Annotated in this window: 19 protein-coding genes; 11 read left to right on the top strand and 8 right to left on the bottom strand. The window is 71.9% G+C overall.

Annotated features, from left to right (window positions below):
- The first annotated feature begins 407 nt into the window (after window positions 1-407).
- The gene (locus DWB77_RS13685) at window positions 408-992 is read left to right on the top strand and encodes a suppressor of fused domain protein (RefSeq protein WP_120721536.1); all 585 of its coding nucleotides are present in this window, start codon (window positions 408-410) and stop codon (window positions 990-992) included.
- Between the two features lie 802 nt (window positions 993-1,794).
- Here DWB77_RS13685 and DWB77_RS13680 read toward each other — a convergent pair.
- On the bottom strand, window positions 1,795-3,036 hold the full coding sequence (locus DWB77_RS13680) for an MFS transporter (protein WP_120721535.1): 1,242 nt from the start codon (window positions 3,034-3,036) through the stop codon (window positions 1,795-1,797).
- Window positions 3,037-3,235: 199 nt separating this feature from the next.
- Between DWB77_RS13680 and DWB77_RS13675 the strand changes: the two genes are divergently transcribed.
- The 3 genes from DWB77_RS13675 (at window position 3,236) to DWB77_RS13665 (ending at window position 5,747) form a co-directional block, all read left to right on the top strand.
- The gene (locus DWB77_RS13675) at window positions 3,236-3,874 is read left to right on the top strand and encodes a DUF6758 family protein (RefSeq protein ID WP_120721534.1); all 639 of its coding nucleotides are present in this window, start codon (window positions 3,236-3,238) and stop codon (window positions 3,872-3,874) included.
- A 218-nt stretch (window positions 3,875-4,092) separates the two neighbouring features.
- Complete coding sequence (locus tag DWB77_RS13670) at window positions 4,093-4,968, top strand: PHP domain-containing protein (RefSeq protein ID WP_120721533.1); 876 nt, start codon at window positions 4,093-4,095, stop codon at window positions 4,966-4,968.
- A 173-nt stretch (window positions 4,969-5,141) separates the two neighbouring features.
- Entirely contained in the window at window positions 5,142-5,747 is a 606-nt protein-coding gene (locus DWB77_RS13665) for a MarC family protein (protein ID WP_120721532.1), read from the top strand.
- 116 nt (window positions 5,748-5,863) lie between these two features.
- Here DWB77_RS13665 and DWB77_RS37785 read toward each other — a convergent pair whose 3' ends face one another.
- Window positions 5,864-6,016 carry a hypothetical protein gene (locus DWB77_RS37785; protein ID WP_162952527.1) on the bottom strand — a complete coding sequence of 51 codons (153 nt, stop codon included), beginning with the start codon at window positions 6,014-6,016 and terminating at the stop codon, window positions 5,864-5,866.
- 277 nt (window positions 6,017-6,293) lie between these two features.
- On the opposite strand from DWB77_RS37785, the gene DWB77_RS13660 reads away from it, so the two are divergent.
- Window positions 6,294-7,220: an NYN domain-containing protein gene (locus DWB77_RS13660; RefSeq protein ID WP_246033519.1), complete on the top strand. Its 927-nt coding sequence runs from the start codon at window positions 6,294-6,296 to the stop codon at window positions 7,218-7,220.
- 444 nt (window positions 7,221-7,664) lie between these two features.
- On the opposite strand, the gene DWB77_RS13655 is transcribed toward DWB77_RS13660, so the two are convergent.
- Entirely contained in the window at window positions 7,665-8,537 is an 873-nt protein-coding gene (locus DWB77_RS13655) for an alpha/beta fold hydrolase (RefSeq protein WP_120721531.1), read from the bottom strand.
- Between the two features lie 99 nt (window positions 8,538-8,636).
- Window positions 8,637-10,994, bottom strand: a complete 2,358-nt coding sequence (locus DWB77_RS13650) for a DEAD/DEAH box helicase (RefSeq protein ID WP_246033857.1) — start codon at window positions 10,992-10,994, stop codon at window positions 8,637-8,639.
- 472 nt (window positions 10,995-11,466) lie between these two features.
- On the opposite strand from DWB77_RS13650, the gene DWB77_RS13645 reads away from it, so the two are divergent.
- Window positions 11,467-12,228, top strand: coding sequence for a ferritin-like fold-containing protein (locus DWB77_RS13645; protein ID WP_120721530.1), 762 nt, complete (start codon window positions 11,467-11,469; stop codon window positions 12,226-12,228).
- Between the two features lie 292 nt (window positions 12,229-12,520).
- Here the strand turns inward: DWB77_RS13645 and DWB77_RS13640 are convergent, their stop codons facing one another.
- The 4 genes from DWB77_RS13640 to DWB77_RS13625 form a co-directional block, all read right to left on the bottom strand.
- Window positions 12,521-12,784 carry a hypothetical protein gene (locus tag DWB77_RS13640; protein ID WP_120721529.1) on the bottom strand — a complete coding sequence of 88 codons (264 nt, stop codon included), beginning with the start codon at window positions 12,782-12,784 and terminating at the stop codon, window positions 12,521-12,523.
- Window positions 12,785-12,997: 213 nt separating this feature from the next.
- Entirely contained in the window at window positions 12,998-13,225 is a 228-nt protein-coding gene (locus DWB77_RS13635) for a DUF3107 domain-containing protein (RefSeq protein ID WP_120721528.1), read from the bottom strand.
- Window positions 13,226-13,366: 141 nt separating this feature from the next.
- Window positions 13,367-14,008, bottom strand: coding sequence for a TetR/AcrR family transcriptional regulator (locus DWB77_RS13630; RefSeq protein WP_120721527.1), 642 nt, complete (start codon window positions 14,006-14,008; stop codon window positions 13,367-13,369).
- A 144-nt stretch (window positions 14,009-14,152) separates the two neighbouring features.
- Window positions 14,153-14,374 (bottom strand): hypothetical protein, encoded by a 222-nt coding sequence (locus DWB77_RS13625; RefSeq protein ID WP_120721526.1) that lies wholly within the window; start codon window positions 14,372-14,374, stop codon window positions 14,153-14,155.
- A gap of 136 nt (window positions 14,375-14,510) precedes the next feature.
- Here DWB77_RS13625 and DWB77_RS13620 point away from each other — a divergent pair, with 136 nt between their 5' ends.
- The 5 genes from DWB77_RS13620 (at window position 14,511) to DWB77_RS13605 (ending at window position 19,837) form a co-directional block, all read left to right on the top strand.
- Window positions 14,511-15,506, top strand: a complete 996-nt coding sequence (locus tag DWB77_RS13620; protein WP_120721525.1) for an alpha/beta fold hydrolase — start codon at window positions 14,511-14,513, stop codon at window positions 15,504-15,506.
- A gap of 8 nt (window positions 15,507-15,514) precedes the next feature.
- Window positions 15,515-16,765, top strand: coding sequence for a DUF3152 domain-containing protein (locus DWB77_RS13615; RefSeq protein WP_120721524.1), 1,251 nt, complete (start codon window positions 15,515-15,517; stop codon window positions 16,763-16,765).
- Window positions 16,766-16,853: 88 nt separating this feature from the next.
- On the top strand, window positions 16,854-16,949 hold the full coding sequence (locus DWB77_RS39460) for an Ms4533A family Cys-rich leader peptide (protein ID WP_342777954.1): 96 nt from the start codon (window positions 16,854-16,856) through the stop codon (window positions 16,947-16,949).
- A 171-nt stretch (window positions 16,950-17,120) separates the two neighbouring features.
- On the top strand, window positions 17,121-18,851 hold the full coding sequence (locus DWB77_RS13610; RefSeq protein ID WP_120721523.1) for an ABC transporter substrate-binding protein: 1,731 nt from the start codon (window positions 17,121-17,123) through the stop codon (window positions 18,849-18,851).
- A gap of 2 nt (window positions 18,852-18,853) precedes the next feature.
- Window positions 18,854-19,837: an ABC transporter permease gene (locus DWB77_RS13605; RefSeq protein WP_120721522.1), complete on the top strand. Its 984-nt coding sequence runs from the start codon at window positions 18,854-18,856 to the stop codon at window positions 19,835-19,837.
- Window positions 19,838-19,839 lie beyond the last annotated feature (2 nt).

Genomic DNA, 19,839 nt, shown 5'->3' with positions numbered 1-19,839 from the left:
GGGGCCAAGGGGTCGACTCGACCCCGCGAGGCATTCATCGCACACGTTCGCAAAAGCGGGCGGCACCACAGGGGCACGCGGTGACGGCGTTCGCTACTGAAACGGACAACGCGAGGCGAGATGCTCTTCCGTTGGGCGAAACGCCATGAGGTTCAGGTGTTTCCGGGCGCGGGGGCCGGGTATGCAGGCTCTCGAATCGGGGAGAGCTCAGATCACCGGGAACAACGCGGCCGTGCGGAAGAGCGGTTGGTACTGCCAGGCCGACTTCGATCCATCGCAGCCCCACCTCCTCCAGCCGGTCCCCCGTGGGGAACTTTTTGCTGTCCCGAACAGCGGCCAAGACTATCAGCCCACTGTCGCGTCAAGCCCCTTCTTTGCCGCTTGCATACGCCTTCTATGCTCGCCTCATGGTTGATGTTCTTGCTCTGGTCGAGGCCCGTTTGCGCACCGCGCTGGGCGAACCGGACGCGCGCGCGGCGGTCACCTTCCTCGGTACGGACCGCATCGAGGTGCTGCGGTTCACCGACGGCGACATCGTCCGGTACGCCACGCTCGGCATGTCAGCCCAGCCGATGGCCGACCCCACCGCCGCGCTCGCCGACCCGGTGAAGGGGCCGCGGGCCGAGCTGGTCCTCTCGGTACGCGCCGGGCTCGCCGACACCGACAAGGTGCTGCGCCCGCTCGCCGTGCTGGCCGCGTCCCCGCAGGTCGAGGGCGTGGTGGTGGCGCCGGGGGCCTCGCTCGACCTCGGCGAACCGCTCTGGCCGGGGGCCGCGTTCGGCTCGGTGCTGGTCGCCGAGCCGGGCGGCCTGATCGAGGACCTGGAGCTCGACGCTCCTATGGACCCGGTGCGCTTCTTGCCGCTGCTTCCCATGACGGCGAATGAGGCGGCGTGGAAGCGGGTTCGGGGGGCGGCGGAGTTGGAGGGGCGGTGGTTGGCGCGGGGCACGGACCTCCGCGACCCGCTCCGCCCCTCCGTCCCCCTGGACTGAGGGGCCCCGGGGCCCCGCCCCCAGCCCCCGGGGGTTTGCCCACCCACCCGCCCGTAGGCGCGGGGTTGGACGGCCCGGCCCTTCCTGGGGCTCCGCCCCAGCCCCCGGGCACCTCGCCCACCCACCCGCCCGTGCGGCGGGTTGGTTGGTTCCGGGCCCCTGGGGCTCCGCCCCAGACCCCGTTCGCGCCTTAAGGGCGCTCGTCCTCAATCGCCGGACGGGCTGAGGTGGCCGATGCGGGCCAGCACCAAGTAGCTAGGGGCGCGGGGAACTGCGCGAGAAGCGACCACGGTCCGCACGTGAAAGACGGGCTCGGGCGGGTCAGCTATCCGGCGCCGGCCCCGCACCGACGCCGCTAAGGGGCGCGGGGAACTGCGCGAGAAGCGACCACGACCCGCACGTGAAAGACGGGCTCGGTGCGGGTCAGCTATCCGGCGCCGACCCGCACCGACGCCGCCAAGGGGCGCGGGGAACTGCGCGAGAAGCGACCACGACCCGCACGTGAAAGACGGGCTCGGTGCGGGTCAGCTATCCGGCGCCGACCCGCACCGACGCCGCCAAGGGGCGCGGGGAACTGCGCGACCAGCCACGCACGGTCCGCAGACGAGAGCGGGGTTGAGGGGCGCGGGGAACTGCGCGATCAGCCACGCACGGTCCGCAGACGAGAGCGGGTTGAGGGGCGCGGGGAACTGCGCGATCAGCCACGCACGGTCCGCAGACGAGAGCGGGTTGAGGGGCGCGGGGAACTGCGCGAGACGCCCCGCACGGCCCGCGAAGGCCGCCCCCCAGCCCCCGCCCCAACTCAATTCGCAAAAACAGAAACCCCGTCCTCCACCGCATGCCCCGGCCGAAGCCCCGCCACCTCCCGCGTGAGCACCCCCCGCCGCACCCAGACGATCCCCGCACCCACGACCGCCGCCCCGGCCGCCACCACGAACGGGATGTGGAGGTCGCTCCACTCCTCGATCTTCGGCGCGAAGTACGGCGCCGCGGCCGCCGCGAACCAGCGGACGAAGTTGTAGCCCGCGCTCGCCACCGGCCGGGGCGCGTCCGAGACGCCGAGCGCCAGTTCCGTGTACACCGTGTTGTTGAGGCCGATGAAGGCGCCGGAGGCGACCGTCGCGGCGACCGCCGTGGTGTGGTTGCCGTAGCCGAGCACGATCAGGTCCGCGGCGAGCAGCACCAGCGATCCGCCGAGCACCTTCAGGGAGCCGAACCGTTCCTGGAGCCGCGGCGCGACGAGCACCGAGAACACCGCGAGCAGCACACCCCAGGCGAAGAAGACGCCGCCCGACTTGTACGGCGACATGTTCAGGACGAACGGGGTGAAGGCGAGCACCGTGAAGAACGCGTAGTTGTAGAAGAAGGCGGACGCCGCGGCCGAGGCCAGCCCGCCGTGGCCCAACGCCTTGAGCGGATCGAGCAGTGACGTCTTGCGCGCGGGCTTCGGCTGCTCCTTCAGGAACACCGTGATCGCGAGGAAGCCGATCGCCATGAGGGCGGCCGTGCCGAAGAACGGGTAGCGCCACTTCATGTCGCCGAGGACCGCGCCGAGCAGCGGCCCGCACGCCATGCCGAGCCCGAGCGCGGACTCGTACAGCAGGATCGCCGCCGCGCTGCCGCCCGCCGCGGCGCCCACGATGACGGCGAGCGCGGTGGAGACGAACAGCGCGTTGCCGAGCCCCCAGCCGGCCCGGAAGCCGACGAGTTCGCCGACCGAGTTCGAGGTGCCCGCGAGGGCCGCGAAGACGACCACCAGGGCGAGCCCCGCCAGCAGCGTCTTCTTGCCGCCGATCCGGCTCGACACGAATCCGGTGACCAGCATGGCGACCGCGGTGATCAGGAAGTACGAGGTGAAGAGCAGGGACACCTGGCTGGGCGTGGCGTCCAGGCCCTTGGCGATGGAGGGCAGGATCGGGTCGACCAGGCCGATGCCCATGAAGGCGACGACCGAGGCGCCCGCGGTCGCCCAGACCGCCTTGGGCTGACGCAGGAGGCCGCCGGTCCCGGCGCCGTCGTCGAGAGGGTCCGTTCCTTGCCGCATGGCTGCTCCCGTTTCACGTTCGGGGGGTGGACATCGGGTGTCGACACAAGATCGTTGCGCAGTGCACACAATAACTTAGCCAGGCTAATGAATGCAAGATGAAACTACTTTGTGGGAGGCCGGATCCGACAGGCGGACGGCACTCCGGACGGGTGATCGTCCTTGACGGGGCGCTGGCCGGAGAGGACCGTGGGGCCTTATGAGGGGCGAACCCAGTTGCCCGAAGTGCGGAGGCCGGGTCAGGGCGCCCGGTCTCTTTGCCGACACCTGGCAGTGCGACGCGCACGGGCCGGTGTATCCGCTGCAACCCGTGGTGCCGCCCAGTGTCGAGGCCCTGGAGGTCGTCGTGCGCCGGGCGCAGGTCCCGGTGTGGATGCCCTGGCCGCTGCCGGTCGGCTGGCTCTTCACGGGCGTCGCCTACGCGGGAGACGACCGCAGCGGCGGTCGCGCGACCGCCGTCGCCTGCTCGGGCCCCGGCCCGCTGGGCGGTCTCGGTGAGCTCATCCTGGTCGCCGAGGAGTTGGGCGTCGGGCTCGGCGCGCGGTACGCGGGCATCGAGGGGCCCGACCCCGGCCCGTTCATGAGCGTCGACAAACCTCCGCACACCAAGGTCCTCGCGGCCGGCCGGCCCACCCCGTTGTGGCACGTCACCCGCACCCCGGACGACCGCGCGGTCTTCGCGGGCGAGGCGCGCGGCCTGTGGCTGTGGGCGATCGTGTGGCCCGAGCAGTCCGGGCTGCTCATGTACGACGAACTCGTCCTGACCGATCTGCGCGACGCGGGCGCCGAGGTCGAACTGCTGCCGTGCGGGGCCCTCACCCCGCGCATCCTGTCCTGACCACACAGGCGACCGCCTCGGCAGCGAGCCGGTAACGCCCCCCCGGGTCCCCTCCATGGCAGGTCCATGGCAGGCAGGGCCGACAGGCAGACGGGCAGGCGGGTACCGGCACACCCCTCGCGGGGCCTGGCCCGCACGTGGGCGGACGGCGGTGTGCGGACGGGCGGTTATCCTTGACTGTCCCCTTGATCCGCCCCTTATGCCCTGGAGTACGCGTCGTGCGCATCGATCTGCACACCCACTCCACGGCTTCGGACGGCACGGACACCCCCGCCGAACTGGTCCGCAACGCGGCCGCCGCCGGGCTCGACGTCATCGCGCTGACCGACCACGACACCACCCGCGGTTACGCGGAGGCCATCGCCGCGCTCCCGGGACTCGACCGCGACCTCACCCTGGTGACCGGCGCCGAACTCTCCTGCCGCCTCGACGGCGTGGGCCTGCACATGCTGGCCTACCTCTTCGACCCCGAGGAGCCCGAGCTCGCCCGCGAGCGCGAACTCGTGCGGGACGACCGGGTGCCGCGCGCCCAGGGCATGGTCACCAAGCTCCAGGAACTCGGCGTGCCCGTCACCTGGGAACAGGTCGCGCGCATCGCGGGCGACGGTTCCATCGGCCGCCCGCACGTCGCCGAGGCGCTCGTCGAACTCGGCGTCGTGGACAGCGTGTCCGACGCCTTCGTGCCGGAGTGGCTCGCCGACGGCGGCCGTGCCTACGTCGGCAAGCACGAGCTCGACCCGTTCGAGGCGATCCGGCTCGTCAAGGCCGCGGGCGGCGTCACCGTCTTCGCCCACCCGCTCGCCGTCAAGCGCGGCCAGGTCGTGCCGGAGTCGGCGATAGCCGAACTGGCCGCCGCCGGACTCGACGGCATCGAGGTCGACCACACCGACCACGACGCCCCCACCCGGGACCGGCTGCGCGCCCTCGCCCGCGACCTCGGGCTCCTTGCCACCGGCTCCAGCGACTACCACGGCAGCCGCAAGACCGTACGGCTCGGGGAGTGGACCACCGACCCCGAGATCTACGGCGAGATCACCCGCCGCGCCACGGGGGCCTTCCCCGTGCCGGGCGCGGGCGGAACCACCTGCCCGTAGCCCGGTAGGGAGAGCCCGCCTCTCCGGACTCCCGGGACCCCGTCCCCGTATCCCCGCTCCTCGCACCCCGCCCGGACCACCTTCCGCGCGCGGCCCGGGGGACGGGCCCGGCCGGCCCGCGCCACAGCGTCCCGGCCTCCCCTCATGTACGCCCCTCACTTGCAAGGCTCACCGTGTTCGACGCTGCCGTCTTCGGCTCTCTCTTCCTCACTCTGTTCGTCATCATGGATCCCCCCGGGATCACGCCGATCTTCCTCGCGCTGACGGCCGGCCGGGCCGCGAAGGTCCAGCGCAGGATGGCCTGGCAGGCCGCCGCCGTCGCGCTCGGAGTGATCACGCTCTTCGGCCTCGTGGGCCACCAGATCCTGACGTATCTGCACATCGACGTTCCCGCGCTGATGATCGCGGGCGGTCTGCTGCTGCTCCTGATCGCGCTCGACCTGCTCACCGGGAAGACCGACGAACCCCAGCAGACCAAGGACGTCAACGTCGCGCTCGTGCCGCTCGGCATGCCGCTGCTCGCCGGGCCGGGCGCCATCGTCCAGGTGATCCTGGCGGTCCAGAACCACGACTCGGTCGCCGGGCAGGTCTCGGTCTGGGCGGCGATCATCGCGATCCATGTCGTGCTGTACGTGACCATGCGGTACTCGCTGCTGATCATCCGCGTCATCAAGGACGGCGGCGTCGTCCTGGTGACCCGGCTCGCCGGCATGATGCTCTCCGCCCTCGCGGTGCAGCAGATCATCAACGGCATCACCCAGGTCATCCACGCCTACTGAGGTCCCCCACACGTTCTGCGCCAAGCCAAAGCGCCCCCGTACGCATCGGTACGGGGGCGCTCTCTACGTACGGCGCCCGCGGCCTTCAGCGGCTCGCGGGGCACTGCCTCAACGCGTTACGAGGCTGCGGATTCGGTCGGGCGGATGTAGATGCGCTGACCCATGGCGGCGGCCTGCTGCACAATCCGGTTGACGGAGGCGGCGTCCACGACGGTGCTGTCAACGGCGATACCGTCGACGTCGTCCAGGCGCATGATTTCGAAGCGCATTGGCTTCTCCCTTCGTCTGATCCTCCTGCTAGGAGAACTACTGGTGCGGGGGGCTGCTAACAGCCTGCTCCCACGAAACGTCAGGGCGGTTGCCCGCCCGTTACATGTGGATTGCGTGACTCATGTGCAACGCGTTCCGTAGGGTTCAACGGGTTGCCTCCAGCAAACATTCCCTACGCTAAGGAAATTTTTCGATTTGCTAAGCACCCGGGGGGAAGCGGTCACCACGTGTGCCCGGTTGTGCCCCTTGTGTCACGCGGCCGACAATGGAAAGCGTATGGACGACTCCCAGGAACCTCAACCGGCACGGGCGCCCCACGACCCCGTCGCGCAGCTGGACCGCAAGCTGGACGCCACCAACGAGCTGCTCCAGCGCATGCTCGCCGAGGTCGCGAAGACGCCCTCCACGCACGCGATCTTCGTCGACGCGGGTTATGTCTACGCGGCCGCCGGCCTCCTCGTCACCGGCACCGAGGACCGCCGCTCCTTCGACCTCGACGCGGAAGGCCTAATCGACGCGTTCATCGACAAGGCGCGGACGATCTTCGCGGACAGCCGGCTGCTGCGCGTCTACTGGTACGACGGCGCGCGCCGCCGCATCCACACCCCCGAGCAGCAGTCGATCGCCGAGCTTCCCGACGTCAAGGTGCGGCTGGGCAACCTCAACGCCAACAACCAGCAGAAGGGTGTCGACTCCCTGATCCGCTCCGACCTGGAGTCCCTGGCCCGCCACCGCGCGATCAGTGACGCGGCGCTGATCGGCGGCGACGAGGACCTCGTCTCGGCGGTCGAAGCGGCGCAGGGGTACGGGGCGCGCGTCCACCTCTGGGGCATCGAGGCGGCGGAGGGGCGCAACCAGGCGGAGCCGCTGCTGTGGGAGGTCGACAGCCAGCGCACCTTCGACCTCGACTTCTGCAAGCCGTACGTCACGCGGCGGCCGGTCACGCTCTACGAGGACGGGCCCGCGCCGAGCCGGGAGGACGTGCGGTTCGTGGGGGCGCGGATCGCCGCGACGTGGCTCTCCGAGCGGGGGCGGGCCGCGCTGGCCGACCTGCTGCCCGGCCACCCCTACCTGCCCGGTCCGGTCGACCAGGACCTCCTCATCGAGGCGGAACGTCTGCTTCAGCGGTCTCTGCGGGGGCATGCGGATTTGCGGCGGGCGCTGCGGGACGGGTTCTGGCAGCACCTCCAATCCCAGTACTGACCGACCCGGCCCGGCCGGCCCTGGCTCGCGCAGTTCCCCGCGCCCCTTGGGGGGTGCGTGCCGGTTGTTCGGGTGCGGGCCGTCGGTGCTTGCTCGCGCAGTTCCCCGCGCCCCTTGGGGTGGTGGCGGTGTGTGGTTGTCCGCGGGCTGCCGACGGCTGGTCGCGCCGTTCCCCGCGCCCCTGGGGTGGTGCCTGTCGGTTGGTCGGGTGCGGGCTGTCGGGGCTTGCTCGCGCAGTTCCTCGCGCCCCTTGGGGGGTTCTGGTGGGGGGGGCTGGCTTGCGTGTAGGCGGGGGCGCATTCGGTGCTGGGTTGTGCAGCCCGCTGGGGGCGCGGGGAACTGCGCGACCAGCCACGCACGGTCCGCAGGCGAGAACGGGTTGTGGGGGCGCGGGGAACTGCGCAAAAAGCGACCACGGCCCGCAGACCTTAGGGCTATTAGGCGTTAGGGGTGGGGCGGGGTGGGGGTGGTGGACCAGAAGGCGGAGAGGGCGGACGCCAGCTCCGCCGGGTGCGACACGTTGGGGGAGTGCTCCGCACCGGCAATCACCGTATGCCGCGCCCCAACACTCCGCGCCATATGCGCCAACTCCCCAACCGTCCACACCATTTCCCCCTCCCCGTACGCCACGTGCAACGGCAACGGCAACCGCGCGAGCCCCTCCGTGCGATCCGGCTCGACCCTCAACTGCCGCCCCGTGGCGATGAGTTGAGCAGGCTGCGTACTGAACCAGCGCCGCTGGAGGAACTCCACGATCTCGGGCGGGTCGGACACGTACGCCGGGTCCCTGCCGTCCAGCCACACCGTCGCGGCCCACACCCACGACGGCGGAAGGACCGGCAGCGCCGCCCGGAGCAGCCGGATCTTGGTGCGCTGGTCGGGGCCGACCCGGCCGGGCCCGGACGAGAGCAGGGTCAGCGAGCGGAACGCCGACGGGTCGAGCCGCGCGGCGGAGCGGGCGACGAAGCCGCCGAAGGAGTGCCCCACGAGGTGCACCGGCCCGTCGCCGAGGGCCGCGACCTGGGCGAGTACGTCACCGCCGAGCTGACGCGGGGTGTACGCGGACGTCCGGCGCGGCCCCGGGCTCTCGAACTGCCCGCGCCCGTCGACCGCCACGGCCCGGTACCCGGCGTCCGCGAGCGGATCCAGGAGCGCGAGGAAGTCCTCCTTGCTCCCGGTGTACCCCGGCACGAGCAGCACCGTGCCGAGCGCCCGCCCCTCGGGCCGCGAGTCGAGCACGGCGAACTCCTGGCGCGCGGTGCGGAGTCGGTACGCACGGGTACGGGCCGGGAGGTCGAGGGAGCGGGGCTTACTCATGAGTAGAGCGTAGCCGCCCCACCCGGCCGCCCCCCGGCCCGGGAACGCGAACGGCCCGGCACCCCCGCGGGGGGACCGGGCCGTTTCGGGTGGTGCGGGTTACGCCTCGGGCGCGACCGCCGCCTTCTTCGCGCGGGTGCGGCGCGGCTTCGCCGGAGCCTCGGCCTCGACGGCCTCGGGGGCGACCGCGGCCTTCTTGGCCCGCGTGCGACGCGGCTTGGCCGGCGCCTCGGCCTCGGCGGCGGCCTCGACGACCGTCTCGGGCGCGGCCTCGGCGACCTTCTTGGCCCGGGTCCGACGCGGCGCGGCCGGAGCCTCGGTCGCCTCGGGGGCGGCCTCGGCGGCCTTCTTGGCGCGGGTGCGGCGGGGCTTGGCGGGTGCCTCGGTCTCGACGGTGGCGGGTGCCTCGACCGTCTCGACCACGGCTTCCGCGGCCTTCTTGGCTCGCGTGCGACGCGGCTTCGCCGGCGCCTCGGCCTCGGCGGCGGCCTCGACGACCGTCTCGGGGGCGGCCTCGGCGACCTTCTTGGCGCGGGTGCGGCGGGGCTTCGCGGGGGCCTCGGTCTCGACGGCGGCGGGTGCCTCGACCGTCTCGACCACGGCTTCCGCGGCCTTCTTCGCCCGCGTACGGCGCGGCTTCTCCGGAGCGGCCGTGACCGGGGCGGCCGTGACCGCGGCGGCCGGAGCCGACGCGACCTCGGTCATCGCCGCGGTGGTCTTGGCCTTCGCGGCCCTCGCCAGTTCGAGCGCCGCCGACTCCGGCGTCATGAAGCCGACCTCGGAGGACGTGTCGACCACCTTGCGCACCCGGCGCCGACGCGGCTCGGCCTTGGCCGGCTCGGGTACGGCGACCGTGGCGGCCGGAGCGGGACGACGGCGCGGCTCGGCCTTGACGGGTTCGGGCGTGACGGCCGGGGCGGCCGACGCGGTACGACGGCGCGGCTCGGCCTTGGTGACCGGCTCGGCCACCGGGGCGGCCGACGCGGCCTCGATCACCGGCGCGGCGGCGGCCTGCGGGGCGTTCGACGGCGCACCCACGCGGGTACGGCGGCGACGACGCGGCGTGCGCGCCTCGGTCACCTGCTCGGTGGCCTCGGTGACGGGCGCCTCAGCGACAGGGGCCGGGGCCGGAGCGGCGGCCGGGGTCTCGACGCCGTCCTGCGAGCCACCACGGGTGCGGCGACGCTGACGCGGCGTACGCGTACGGGGCGGACGCTCCTCGGTGACGACCGGCGCGGCGGCGGCGGACTTGCGCCCGCGCCCACCGGTCTCGCCGAGGTCCTCGACCTCTTCGGCGGCGAGGCCGGCCCGGGTGCGCTCACCCCGGGGCAGCACGCCCTTCGTGCCCTTCGGGATGCGCAGCTCCTCGAAGAGGTGCGGGGACGTGGAGTACGTCTCCGGCGGGTCCGGGAACTTCAGGTCGAGCGCCTTGTTGATCAGCTGCCAGCGCGGGATGTCGTCCCAGTCGACCAGCGTGATCGCGATGCCCTTCTTGCCCGCGCGGCCGGTGCGGCCGATGCGGTGGAGGTAGGTCTTCTCCTCCTCGGGCGACTGGTAGTTGATGACGTGCGTGACGCCGTCGACGTCGATGCCGCGGGCGGCGACGTCGGTGCAGACCAGCACGTCGACCTTGCCGTTGCGGAAGGCGCGCAGCGCCTGCTCGCGGGCGCCCTGGCCCAGGTCGCCGTGGACGGCGCCGGAGGCGAAGCCGCGCTTGGCGAGCTGCTCGGCGATGTCGGCGGCGGTCCGCTTCGTACGGCAGAAGATCATCGCGAGACCGCGGCCCTCGGCCTGGAGGATGCGCGCGACCATCTCCGGCTTGTCCATGGAGTGGGCGCGGTAGACGAACTGCTCGGTGTTGGCGACGGTCGTGCCCTCGCCGTCCGGCGACGTGGCGCGGATGTGCGTGGGCTGCGACATGTAGCGGCGGGCGAGGCCGATGACGGCGCCCGGCATGGTCGCGGAGAACAGCATCGTCTGGCGCTTCGGCGGAAGCAGCTGGATGATCTTCTCGACGTCCGGCAGGAAGCCGAGGTCGAGCATCTCGTCGGCCTCGTCGAGGACGAGCACCTTGACGTGGGAGAGGTCGACCTTCTTCTGGCCGGCGAGGTCGAGCAGACGCCCCGGGGTGCCGACGATCACGTCGACGCCCTTCTTGAGGGCCTCGACCTGGGGCTCGTAGGCACGGCCGCCGTAGATGGCGAGCACGCGCACATTGCGCACCTTGCCGGCGGTGAGGAGGTCGTTGGTGACCTGCTGGCACAGCTCGCGCGTCGGCACGACGACGAGGGCCTGCGGGGTGTTGGTGAGCTGGTCGGAGGTGGCCCGGCCCGCCTCGACATCGGCGGGGACGATGACCCGCTCCAGGATCGGCAGACCGAAGCCGAGCGTCTTGCCGGTGCCGGTCTTGGCCTGCCCGATGATGTCGCTGCCGGAGAGCGCGACGGGAAGCGTCATCTCCTGGATGGGGAACGGGGACACGATGCCGACGGCTTCAAGGGCTTCGGCGGTCTCGGAAAGGATCCCGAGCTCTCGGAACGTAGTCAGGGTGCTGCCTCTTCTGTGAGACGCGGTACGGAGGCGAACGCGGCGGGTCGTACCGTGCCCTTGTCGTCCTGGCGGGATCAGATTTCGATCGGGTTGCCGGGGGCGCGGGACCACTGCCGTCGCTCAAGCGCTCGTGCCGCTGAGGGATCCCTCTTGGGTGGCACGTACTGAACGTGTCCCCGTGGAGGGCTGTCGGGTCGGAGCCGACCGGAGCAACCGACCGGGCATCCTCATTCGTGCAGCCCGTCAACATACTCGGCGGGCGCATTACCACTGTACCCCGGATTCGCGCATGTGTGTCGGGAGAATTCGCGGGACCGGTGATTCGGGTGTGAGGAAGCAGGCCCTTACGGCTCACCCCGGGCGGGCTATTGTGCGGCTTATGGAGACGTCTGACAACGCCACTGCCGCCGAAGGAACCACCCCGGAGCCCGAGCGCACCGGCATCGCCGCCCAGGACTGGGCGACGGCCTCCGCGGTGCCCCAGTACCGTGCCGCCGTCGTGGACCTGCTCGGCGCCCTCGCCTACGGAGAGCTCGCCGCCTTCGAGCGGCTCGCCGACGACGCGAAGCTCGCGCCGACCCTGGCGGACAAGGCGGAGCTGGCGAAGATGGCTTCCGCCGAGTTCCACCACTTCGAGCGGCTGCGGGACCGCCTCGCCCAGGTCGACGCGGAACCGACCGCCGCGATGGAGCCGTTCGCCAAGGCGCTCGACGACTTCCACCAGCAGACCGCTCCCTCGGACTGGCTGGAGGGCCTGGTCAAGGCGTACGTCGGTGACTCGATCGCCAGCGACTTCTACCGCGAGGTCGCCAACCACCTCGACACCGACACCCGCTCGCTCGTCCTCGCGGTGCTCGACGACACCGGGCACGGCAACTTCGCCGTGGAGAAGGTGCGGGCGGCGATCGAGGCGGACCCGAGGGTGGGCGGCCGGCTCGCCCTCTGGGCCCGGCGCCTGATGGGCGAGGCGCTGTCGCAGGCCCAGCGGGTGGTCGCCGAGCGCGACGCGCTCTCGACGATGCTGGTCGGCGGCGTCGACGGGGTGGCCGCGGGCTTCGACCTCGCGGCGGTCGGCGAGATGTTCACGCGGATCACCAAGGCGCACACCAAGCGCATGGCGGCGCTGGGCCTGGCCGCCTAGGGCCTGTCCGGCGGATCTTGTCTGGGACGCGGGGGGCCGGCACGCCCATCTGCGGCGTTGTCGTCGGTTGCCGACGCTCCGCGTCGCCGCCCTCCTCCGCCTTGCAGCTGGACGCACCAGCCCCCCGCTCACCAGCACCACAAGGCCACGGCACGCCGACGGCGACCAGATCCGCCGGACAGGCCCTAGCCGTCCGACGCCCCGTCAGCGCGCGGGCCGCGCACGGCGGGTGAGGACGGCTCAGCGGGGTGAGGACGGCTCGGCGGGCGGCGTTCGCGTACGGGAGCGCCGCCTACGCCGCCCATCGGCGCAGGCGGCGCGTCGGCCGCAGCAGCAGCGAGAGCGTGACGGAGGCGACGAACGCGGCGCCGAGCACCGTGGTCACCCCGTGGCCGGGGCCGATCGCCGAGTGGGTCAAGAAGGCGCCGAACAGCCCGGCGAGCGGGCCGACTCCGAGCACGGTGCGGCGGTCGGGGAGCCGGTGGGCCAGCCGGGCGGCGGCGGCCCACGCGAGGGCGAATCCCAGCAGTACGGAGCCAATGGCTTCCAGCAGCATGTGCGTCCCTCCCAGGGGTGTGGCCAGGGCGGATCCGGTCACAGCCGTCCTACCCGACCCTCGCGGAACGCAACCCTCCCCTCACCCGGGACGAAGCAACACGGCGGGGGTGGAACGGGGGCATGCCGCCCGGGTGTTCGGGGCGGACACGATCATGCGGAAGGGGTGCCACCGGCGTGAACCGGTGGCACCCCTTCCGTACTGTGCCGTGTACTACAGCGCGCCGAAGCCCACGCGGCGGACCGCCGGCTCGCCGATTTCCACGTATGCGATCTTGTCGGCCGGCACCAGGACCTTGCGGCCCTTGTCGTCCGTGAGACTGAGCAGCTGCGCCTTGCCGGCGAGGGCGTCGGCTACCGCGCTCTCGACCTCTTCGGCGGACTGCCCGCTCTCCAGAACGATCTCCCGGGGCGCGTGCTGCACGCCGATCTTGACCTCCACGGCTAAGTCCCTCCGACCTCGTGCGGTGCGCGGTCAGCCGCGCCGTACGCTGCACACACTAGCCCGGCCACCGGACCCGAAATGGCCGGTGGCTGAACGCCAGGAGCGAACAGAATCCGGGAATGACCGGCGAAAAGCCGCTCAGTGGCCCTCGGTGGCGTGCAGCGGGAAGCCCGCGATGCCGCGCCAGGCCAGCGAGGTCAGCAGCTGGACGGCCTTGTCGCGGGGGATGGTCGACTCGCTGGAGAGCCAGTAGCGGGCCACCACCTGGGAGACCCCGCCCAGGCCCACGGCGAGCAGCATCGACTCGTCCTTGGACAGGCCGGTGTCCTCGGCGATGACGTCCGAGATGGCCTCGGCGCACTGGAGGCTGACCCGGTCCACGCGCTCGCGCACGGCCGGCTCGTTGGTCAGGTCCGACTCGAAGACCAGCCGGAAGGCGCCGCCCTCGTCCTCGACGTACGCGAAGTAGGCGTCCATCGTTGCGGCGACGCGGAGCTTGTTGTCCGAGGTCGAGGCGAGCGCGGTGCGGACCGCGTGCAGCAGTGACTCGCAGTGCTGGTCCAGGAGGGCCAGATACAGGTCGAGCTTGCCGGGGAAGTGCTGGTAGAGCACCGGCTTGGAGACGCCCGCCCGCTCCGCGATGTCGTCCATGGCGGCCGCGTGGTAACCCTGCGCGACGAAAACCTCCTGGGCCGCGCCCAGAAGCTGATTGCGGCGGGCCCGGCGCGGCAGGCGCGTGCCCCGCGGGCGCGCTGCCTCGGTCTGCTCGATGGCTGTCACGCCGCCTCCCAAAGTTGTTCCGGTGCGCGAGTACGCGCGCCGCCATCGTACTTTTGGGTAACCCGGCTGTGCGCGGTGCGAACGCAGAATTTCACGGACCGGACGCGCTGGGTAGCCGGAGATACCCGGGGTAAACCGAACAAATCACCGGTAGTCGTCCTCGTCGAGGGAGACCACCCGCGTCTGCTCGACGGCGTCGGCCTCGTTGGCGGTCCCGGGGTCGACATGGCTCAGCGGCTCGTCGCGATCCTGTCGTACGTCGGTGTGCTGCTCGGCGGCGTCCGCCTCGTTGGTCTCGTCGGGCACGCGCGGGGTGCCCTCCTCCGCTTCCTGGAAGGTTTCCGGATCGCTGGGATCGACGGACATCTCTGCACCCTTTTCGTCGGCTTCGAGTGATTCGGGGGCTTCCTTACGAGCCTAGAAGTTCCCCGGGCCGACCGCTATATGGCCTGTGACGGCGAACACATGAACCACGGTGTGATCGTCTCGTAACATTGCCCGCATGTCTTCGACCGAGCTGCCGGAAACCCCCGCCGCCGCCGCGCTGGCGCCGCGGGTGAGCCCGGTCGGCGCCGCCGAGGGCGAGGAGCTGCGCCGGGTGAGCCTGCCCGGCCTCACGCTCGCCGTCCGGTCCCGGCCCGGCACCCGGGCCGGCCTCGACCCCGCCCTGTACGTCCACGGGTTCGGCGGTTCCTCGCGGAACTGGTCGGCCCTGATGGCGCTGCTCGCCGACCGGGTGGACGGCGAGGCGCTCGATCTGCCCGGCTTCGGGGACTCCCCGCCGCCGGACGACGGCGCCTACACGGTCACCGCCCAGGCCCGCGCCGTGATCCGCCTGCTCGACTCGACGGGCCGCGGCCCGGTCCACCTCATCGCCAACTCGCTGGGCGGCGCCGTCTGCACCCGCGTCGCGGCCGTCCGCCCCGACCTGGTGCGCACCCTGACCCTCGTCTCGCCCGCGCTGCCCGAGATCCGCGTCCAGCGCGGCGCCTGGCCGACCGCGCTGATCGCGGTGCCCGGCGTCGCCTCCCTGTTCGCGAAAATGACTCGGGACTGGACCGCCGAGGACCGCACCCGCAGCGCGCTGGCGCTCAGCTACGGCGACCCCGCCCGGATCACCCCCGAGGGGCTCGAGTCCGCGGTGCGCGAGTTGGAGCGGCGCCTGCAACTGCCGTACTTCTGGGACGCGATGGTGCGCTCGGCGCGTGGCATCGTGGACGCGTACACCCTGGGCGGCCAGCACGGGCTGTGGCGGCAGGCGGAGCGGGTGCTCGCGCCGACGCTGCTCGTGTACGGGACCCGCGACCGGCTCGTCTCGTACCGGATGGCCCGCCGGGCGGCGGCCGCCTACCGCGACTCGCGGCTCCTGACGCTGCCGGACGCCGGTCACGTGGCGATGATGGAGTACCCCGACACGGTCGCCCGCGCCGTGCGGGAGCTGATCGACGACACCAGCGGCGGCCGACACCGCGGCGACGACCGAGAAAACAGGAGCTGATCCGGGGCGTGGGACGACACAGCCGACCCAAGGCAACCGGCGCCGAGGGGCCGATACCCCAGGCGCGGGCGCCCCGGGCACCCGAGGCCGGGCAGGCCGCCACCCCCGGCGGCGGCCGGCGCAGACGACCGGCCCAGGGCGACGGCCCCGAGACCCACCACGGCGCCGGCACCCCCGCCTTCGGCACCCCCCAGGTGCGCGGCGGCCACCCCCAGCACCGCGAGGACGGCCCCGGCGCCGGATACGTGGGCCGTCACGGCGCCGGGTACGGCACGCCGCGTCCGGCCCAGCAGTCCCCGAACGGCACGGCGCCCCGGATCCCGGGCCCGCGACGCTCCTCCATCGAGGCCTTCGACGGGCCGGGGCCCGCCCGCACCGACACGCCGCGCACCGTCGCCGTACCGGCACCGGCCCGACCGGAGCCGGCGGCGCCCGCGCCCGAGACGAAGCCCAAGGCCTCCAAGGGGCGGACCTTCACCGGGATCGCGGCCGCCGCGGTGACCACCGTGCTGGCGGTCGTCGTCGCCGGGCAGGTCACCTCCGACGGCGACAAGCACGACGTGGCCGGCCGGACGGCGGGCGACAAGCACCGGGACGACGACGGTTCGGCCTCCCGGGGCAGCGGCCGCTCCACCCCCCAGGCCGCCCCCGCGGTCCTCACGTACGACCAGAAGATGGCCCAGCAGTTCCCGCTGGACGCCGGGCTCACCGCCTCGGGCACCTTCGAGACCGTGCCCGGGGCCGCGGGCGCGCCCGGCAAGGGGACCAAGTACCGCTACCGGGTGGACGTCGAGAAGGGGCTCGCCCTGGACGGCGGTCTGTTCGCCGACGCCGTGCAGAAGACCCTCAACGACGACCGCAGCTGGGCCCATGCCGGAAAGATGACCTTCGAGCGGATCTCGTCGGGCAAGCCGGACTTCGTGATCACGCTCGCCAGCCCCGGGACCACGGGAGCCTGGTGCGCCAAGTCGGGGCTCGACACCACCGAGGACAACGTCTCCTGCGACTCGGCGGCCACCGACCGCGTGATGATCAACGCCTACCGCTGGGCCCAGGGCTCGGTGACCTTCGGCCCCAAGGCGATGCTCGCCTACCGGCAGATGCTCATCAACCACGAGGTCGGCCACCGGCTCGGCCACGACCACGAGTCCTGCCGCACGCCGGGCGCGCCCGCGCCGGTGATGCAGCAGCAGACCAAGTCGCTGGACCTGAAGGGCATCAAGTGTCTGCCCAACCCCTGGGTGTATCCCGGGAGTTGACGCCACACCGGTGCGACATGTCCAACATGTGGGACGGCTGTCTCATTCTCGATTGACAGTGAACAGCGAGTCGTCCATATTTCTCGGCATGTCGCACCGTCACGCCGCCTCCGAACGCGCCGCCATCGAGCTGGCGCTCATCGGCGTGACCTCGCACAGCGTGGCCGACATTCTCTGTAGCTGACGCCTCCCCGAGCGCGTTCGGCTTCTTCTTTTCCCTTTTCTGCGCCGGGGCATGTCCGTGCTTTCGCACGGCTTCCGAATGCGGGCGCAGCCACTCCTGTCTTTACCTCGTGGTGCTGCGGGCGCCCGCGTTTCCCGTCCTGCCCAGTAGTCACCGAGAGGTCTTCTTCCGATGCGTCACACGTCCATTTCGTCTGGGAATGTCGCAAGAGCGGCCGCGATAGCCGTGGTTCTCGCCATGGGCGCCGTCGCCTGCGGCCCCGAGGGCGGCGACGCCGAGAACGCCGGGGCCGGCGCGTCCGGTACGCCCCATGAGGGCGGCACGCTCAGCGTCCTCAACAACGAGGCACAGACCACCTTCGACCCGGCGCGGCTCTACACCTCCGGCGGCGGAAACGTCCCCTCGCTCGTCTTCCGCACCCTCACCACCCGCAAGCGCGCGAACGGCGCCGAGGGCACCAAGGTGGTCCCCGACCTCGCGACCGACACCGGCCGGCCCAACGCGGACGCGACCGTGTGGACGTACACGCTCAAGGACGGGCTGAAGTACGAGGACGGCAGCCCCATCACCACCGCCGACATCAAGTACGGCATCGAGCGCTCGTTCGCGGCCGAACTCTCCGGCGGCGCACCGTACTTGAGGGACTGGCTGGTCGGCGGAGCCCAGTACCAGGGCCCCTACAAGGACGGCGGCAAGCAGCTCGCCTCCATCGAGACCCCCGACGCGAAGACCATCGTGTTCCACCTGAACAAGCCCGAGGGCGAGTTCCCCTTCCTCGCGACCCAGACGCAGTTCGCGCCGGTCCCCAAGGCCAGGGACAACGGCACGAAGTACGCGGAGCACCCCGTCTCGTCCGGCCCGTACAAGGTCGTCAAGAACGAGAACGACGGCGAGCACCTGGTCCTGGAGCGCAACCCCAACTGGTCCGAGGCGACCGACCCCGAGCGCAAGGCCTACCCCGACAGCATCGACGTGCGCTCCGGGCTCGACCAGGCCGTCATCAACCAGCGGCTCTCCGCATCCCAGGGTCCGGACGCGGCCGCCGTCACCACCGACACCAACCTGGGACCCGCCGAACTCGCCAAGGTCGGCAGCGACAAGCGGCTCGCCGCACGGGTCGGCACCGGGCACTTCGGCTACACCAACTACATCGCGTTCAACCCGAACGTGAAGCCGTTCGACGACCCCAAGGTCCGCCAGGCCATCGCCTACGCCGTCGACCGGACCTCGGTCGTCAACGCCGTCGGCGGCTCCTCGCTCGCCGAGCCCGCCACCACCTTCCTGCCCAACCAGAAGGCATTCGGGTACACCCCGTACGACCTCTTCCCGGCGGGCGAGTCCGGCAACGCCGCCAAGGCCAAGGAGCTCCTGAAGGAGGCGGGCCACGCCGACGGGCTCACCGTCACGCTCACCCACTCCAACGCCAAGGGCGGCCCCAAGGGGCCCGAGGTCGCCACCGCCCTCCAGGACGCCCTGAAGAAGGCGGGCATCACCGTCAAGCTCCAGGGCCTCGAAGGCAACGACTACAACGACACCGTCGCCAGTGCGAAGAAGGAGCCCGGGTTCTTCCTGCGCGGCTGGGGCGCCGACTGGCCCTCCGGCGGCCCGTTCCTCGCGCCGATCTTCGACGGCCGGCAGATCGTGCGGGACGGCGCCAACTTCAACACCGGCTTCCTGAACGACGCCTCCGTCAACAGCGAGATCGACGAGATCAACAAGCTGACCGATCTGACCGCGGCGGCGCCGCGCTGGGGCGCGCTCGACAAGAGGATCGGCGAGCAGGCCGTGGTGGTGCCGCTGTTCCACCCCGTCTACAAGCGGCTGGTCGGCAAGGACGTCAAGAACGTCGTCATCAGTGACTGGACCGGCGTGCTCGACATCTCCCAGGTGGCGGTCAAGTAGCCATGTCCGAAGCCCTGTTGACCCCCGGGGCGGGCGTCGTCGCGCCCGCCCCGGGCGGCGGCCTCTTCTGGCGGCGCCTACGCGCCCAGCGCGCGGTCACCGCCGCCGCGGCCGTCTTCGCCCTGCTCGTCCTGGTCGCGCTCGCTGCCCCGCTGCTCGCCGCGCTCGAAGGCCAGGACCCCGACGCCTACCACCCCGCGCTCGTCGACTCGGCCCGCGGCGGCGTGCCGCTCGGCTCGTTCGGCGGGATCAGCGGGGAGCACTGGCTCGGCGTCGAACCGGGGACCGGCCGCGACCTGTTCGCCCGGATCGTCTACGGCGCCCGCGTCTCGCTGGGCGTCGCCTTCGTCGCCACCCTGATCCAGGTCGCGCTCGGCGTCGCCCTCGGCCTCTTCGCCGCGCTCGGCGGACGCTGGGCCGACCAGCTCGTCAGCCGCGTCACCGACGTCGCGGCCGCCCTTCCGATGCTGGTCATCACCCTCGGCCTGCTCGCCGTGGCGCCCACCTCGATCCCGCGGCCGGTCCTGATCACCCTGATCATCGCCGGGCTCGGCTGGTTCGGCACCTCGAAGATCGTGCGGGCGGGCGCCCTCGCGCTCAAGACGGTGGACCACGTCTCGGCGGCGCGGCTCAGCGGCTGGGGCACCTGGGCGATCGCCCGCCGCGAACTGCTGCCCGCGCTCGCCGCACCCGTCATCACCTACGCCGTGCTCCTGGTCCCCACCAATGTGGTGGCCGAGGCGGCTCTGTCCTTCCTCGGCGTCGGCATCAAGCCGCCCACGCCGTCCTGGGGCCAGATGCTCACGGACGCCAACACCTGGTACCAGGCGGCCCCGACCTACCTTCTGCTACCGGCGGGCCTGCTCTTCGTCACGGTCCTCTCGCTGACGATGATCGGCGAGGGAGTGCGCACGGCTCTCGACCCGAGGGCGGCCTCCAGGCTGGGCATCGGCACCGGCAAGTCCCTTGAGGAGAAGGCGCGTTGAAC

Origin of the sequence: Streptomyces hundungensis, from assembly GCF_003627815.1 — a bacterium.
GTDB lineage: Bacteria > Actinomycetota > Actinomycetes > Streptomycetales > Streptomycetaceae > Streptomyces > Streptomyces hundungensis_A.
Note: the sequence above shows the minus strand (reverse complement) of the source record. Positions and strands in the feature narration are given on the sequence as shown.